We start from the raw sequence: 4,314 nt of genomic DNA, 5'->3' as shown, positions 1-4,314 counted from the left end.
TCCAAATATAAATGTTCTGATTTTGAGGATATTTGTCTGTTAGAATAAATAGGAATAAGAGTATGGCAGAATTAGAATCTGAATTTTTTATCGACTATTCAAGTTTAGACGACTTTCAGCGCCAGTTGATAGACCGTAAAAATAGCAAGTCTTTAGTCGTAACAGGGAGTGCGGGTAGTGGTAAATCTTTAATAGCACTACACAAAGCAAAGCAATTAGCTTCGACAGGAGACAGTTATGTAATAGTAGTTTATACGAAGACATTACGCAAGTATTTTTCCGATGGTTTGAAGGCTTTAGGATTAGTAAATGTATATCATTATCACCAGTGGAGGTTTAATAAGAGGCGTGTTAAATACATGATTGTTGATGAATGTCAAGATTTCACCCATGAAGAGATTGAAGAGATGAAAGAATATGGAGAATTTTGTTTATTTTTTGGTGATTCGGCTCAGTCAATTATGAATTTTAGTAACCGAAAGACGCAGAATGTAGAAAAAACAGCTTTTGACATGGGGGTTACCCTTGACTCTTTATATTTTAACTATAGATTGACAAAGGCTATCGCTGCATTGGCAGAGAAAGTAGGTGAAGTAGATGATCTCATTGTAAAATGTAAACGTGATGGCGAAAAACCTAATTTGATAGAAGCTGAAAATTATAATGCTCAACTTGATAAAATAGCAGAAACTATTAGAAATCGTTCGCTGAATAGTGTTGGGATTCTAATGCCTCTAAATACCAAGGAAAAGGGGAATTTGTCTGTTGAATATGTAAAGGATTATCTTTTGCGGAAGGGAATTACGTGTGAATTTAAGTATTCGGATAATCAAGAGACTGCAATGGAATTGGATTTTCATTCAAATAATCCCAAAATTATGACCTGGTGGTGTGCAAAAGGTTTACAGTTTAAAGATGTATTCATTCCGGGTTGTGAGACTTCTTGGGAGGAAGCTAAACGTGCTGCATTATATGTGGCAATGACACGCTGTAGTGAGCGATTATATTTAGGGTTTAGTGGCTGTCTCAATTCTTTTTTCCCATCTAAATATGATTCAGTTTTTAATGATTCTGGCACTTTAAATATGTTATGATTATGAATTATTATATAGCAACATCAAGTTTGAATGTAGAAAATATACTTTCCACTGAAAGTATATCCCCAATGGATTTTTATCAAACACGTTCATTTGGTTATCGGAATTTTTATCAAATACCTCAATTAAAAGATTTTTCTGATATTTTGTTGTTTTCAGAGATACCTTGTTTTGAGATTGAGGATGAACGGCGTGAAAATTATCCTATGGTTATACAAATATCTACAGAACAACAATTTGTAGAGGTAGAAAGCGTGCCTAAATCTTTGGAATGTAAAGTCTATTATTCCTCTCAAACAATACATATAACTCCTATAAATACAAAATTTCTTTTCTTTACAAACAAAGCTTGCATTTTGGCATATCAGAATTGCTTGGATAGTAAAATGTGCAAGTTAGTAGATTATTTCCAAATGCAAATAGTTTCGCCTTCAAAATATGATCTTTGTAATATAGTTAAATCAATAGATGTTTTGCAACATCAACCTGTTGCAAAAGTAAATTCTGATAATCAATATAATAGAGTTAAAGGATTTATCTATGGATATTTTATAGGATTAACAAAATCCCTTTCTGCTAATACAGCTAAGATGTTAACTCTTCAAAGGCGCATTTATGATATTCTTGCAGCAATAAAAAGTAATGGAGGGAAAAGCAATGTAACTTTTGATGAGGAACTGATTGCTTTAGATAGAAAATATACGCAATTGGATTCTAATATAATTCGATCGAGGGATTTGTGGACGCAGCGTGTAAGTAGTTATGGATTATCGGTTGAAAATCTGAATAGTTTTTTGCGCGATTATCATTTAGAAGCTGAATTTAAGCGGAAGTTTTGTCAACAAGAAGGGATTGTTTTGCGGAAAACATTGTCTGAATATAGTCCTGAAAGCTTAGAGAAATATGGTGAGGATATATCATTATATATGAAGTCTTTGCTATTTCAAGAAAGAGAAAAGAATAAAGGAAATGTCGATTTATGTTCGCAATTGGATATAAATCCAGATTTTTCTTTGGCTATGATGTCTTTAGATGATACTACAAGCTCTTTTTTTAATAAGATTTTATCTAATATTGTATGGAATAATGTTATTGACGGTTTGGATGACCTTAGAATAAATCGTTTTGAGATTGCAACTAAAGTAACTCAGATTGTGAGTCGTGTTATTGAAGAAACAGGAAACGAATGGAAAGGGAGCGCAGAACAATTATATTTTCATCATTTACGGCAGAATATAAAAGAATTTACTCCTTTTAATGTTCAAGAGACAGATAATGTTGTTTTGCAATCCCTTGCTGCTTTTCTTTTAAAAGGAGAAGATTATGATTCTCTAATTAATTATCTTGAAAATAATTCAGTATCGGATTATCAATATGCACTGTCGTTATGGGGGGCAACATCAGGATATATACAGATTCCACGTGCAATAATTTCTTCGTCAATGGGAAAAAGCACTTTTAAAAATTTATATAAGGATGTGTATAAATTGATGTACAGAAAAGAACTAAATGGGGAATTGGAATTAAATTTGTCCCATAAACCATTTCCTATGTCTTCAGTATCTGATAACATAGCTCTAAGGCATCCTGATGATAATCCTTTAGTGAGAAAAGTTGATGCGATTATGGCGGCTCACCCACGCATAGTTAAGAATATGTCAGGTGAAGATAGGCAATTGATAGAGGAGGAAAAATTGAATGCAAGTGATGAAATTGCTTTTATTCGCGTATTAGCTAATAAAATGAAAGACCTAAAGAAAGGTATTTTCCCCTATCTACAAAAGGCGTTCTATCCTGATTACAAAAAAAGGAAGGAGAAAAACAGAAACAGAGCAAAACTAATCCTTTACAGACGGACTTATTTAGAAAAAGTATTATTGATGATTATAATGCAAAAAATGTGATTGCTCAATGTCGTGAGTTGGGAGAACATAGAAAGTGTATCGAAGACATGTTTGTTGAATTTCAAAAGAGCTATCAATCTGGATATTATTTTAATCATCAAGAAAAATATGAAAGGAGCAATGAAGAAGTGGTAGATCATTTTTGTAAGTGGTGTTTATCCTCGAAGAATAAAAATGCCATACCATGGTCAAAAGAAAATAGTAATAAAATGGATAAACTAAAAGAACTATTATTATCAAGATATCATGATTGATAAATTGTCTATCATTACTGATTCCGGCGAGCGTGTTGAAACCATAGCCCCGGTAATCATCTCCGCCAGCCGTTCTACGGACATCCCGGCCTTTTATCCCAAGTGGTTCTTCAATCGTTTGGCAAAGGGCTATTGCGTTTGGTACAATCCTTTTAACAGGCAAAAAATGTATGTGTCGTTTGCGCGTTGCAAGGTCATTGTGTTTTGGACAAAGAATCCGAAGCCGATATTGCCTTATCTGCATGAGTTGGACAGGCGGGGCATCCATTATTATTTCCAGGTGACACTGAATGACTATACGGCAGAGGGATTTGAACCGAATGTGCCGAGTGTGGAAGAAAGGATAAAGACATTCCGCGAGTTGTCGGAGAGGATAGGGCATGAACGGGTGATTTGGCGGTTCGACCCGTTGATTCTGACTCCAGATATGACGCCGCGTGCCTTGCTTAGTCGGGTATGGAGAATCGGCAATCAGTTGAAAGGTTATACGGACAAGCTGGTATTCAGCTTTGTGGACGTGAAGTCATATCGGAAGGTGCTGAGCAATTTGGTGAAAGAAACAGCTCGTTTCACCAAGGAGAACGTGGAAGAAGCCGAGCCGAAGGATTGGCAGCGGCAAGAACTTGCAGAGGGGTTGGCAAAGCTTCGGGATGTCTGGTCTTCTGAAGGTTGGGATTTGCGACTGGCCACTTGTGCCGAAGATATGGATTTGTCTGCGTATGGCATTGAGCATAACCGTTGCATTGACGGGGAGTTGATGGAACGTGTGTTTGGTGATGACCAGGAGTTGGTGTATTACCTGCATACGGGCAAGTTGCCTGAGCCTGATTTGTTTGGCGGGCTTTCGGATATTCCGGCGGACAAGAAGAACCTGAAGGATAAGGGGCAGCGCAAGGTATGCGGTTGCATGGTGAGCAAGGATATCGGTATGTATGACACTTGCCGGCATTTCTGTGTGTATTGTTATGCTAATACCGGCCGGGAGTGTGTGCTGAGGAATGCCCAAAGACATTCGGATGAAAGCGAAAGTTTGATAGATTAATTGCCAAGTACAATAAT

General features: G+C 36.3%; 4 protein-coding genes. All 4 read left to right on the top strand.

The window, feature by feature from the left end:
* The first annotated feature begins 62 nt into the window (after window positions 1-62).
* From M3090_RS14925 to M3090_RS14910, 4 genes are read left to right on the top strand one after another with little or no spacing between them, the layout of a single operon-like run.
* Window positions 63-1,094 carry an ATP-binding domain-containing protein gene (locus M3090_RS14925; RefSeq protein WP_249057624.1) on the top strand — a complete coding sequence of 344 codons (1,032 nt, stop codon included), beginning with the start codon at window positions 63-65 and terminating at the stop codon, window positions 1,092-1,094.
* Window positions 1,095-1,096: 2 nt separating this feature from the next.
* Entirely contained in the window at window positions 1,097-3,001 is a 1,905-nt protein-coding gene (locus M3090_RS14920; protein WP_249057622.1) for a hypothetical protein, read from the top strand.
* A complete protein-coding gene (locus M3090_RS14915) occupies window positions 2,998-3,255 on the top strand; it encodes a hypothetical protein (protein WP_249057620.1) in 258 nt (85 codons plus the stop codon). The genes M3090_RS14920 and M3090_RS14915 overlap by 4 nt, the downstream gene beginning before the upstream one ends.
* Complete coding sequence (locus M3090_RS14910) at window positions 3,248-4,297, top strand: DUF1848 domain-containing protein (protein ID WP_249057618.1); 1,050 nt, start codon at window positions 3,248-3,250, stop codon at window positions 4,295-4,297. The genes M3090_RS14915 and M3090_RS14910 overlap by 8 nt, the downstream gene beginning before the upstream one ends.
* Window positions 4,298-4,314: the final 17 nt, after the last annotated feature.

This window comes from Bacteroides sp. ET71 (assembly GCF_023336905.1).
Taxonomy (GTDB): Bacteria; Bacteroidota; Bacteroidia; order Bacteroidales; family Bacteroidaceae; genus Bacteroides.
Note: the sequence above shows the minus strand (reverse complement) of the source record. Positions and strands in the feature narration are given on the sequence as shown.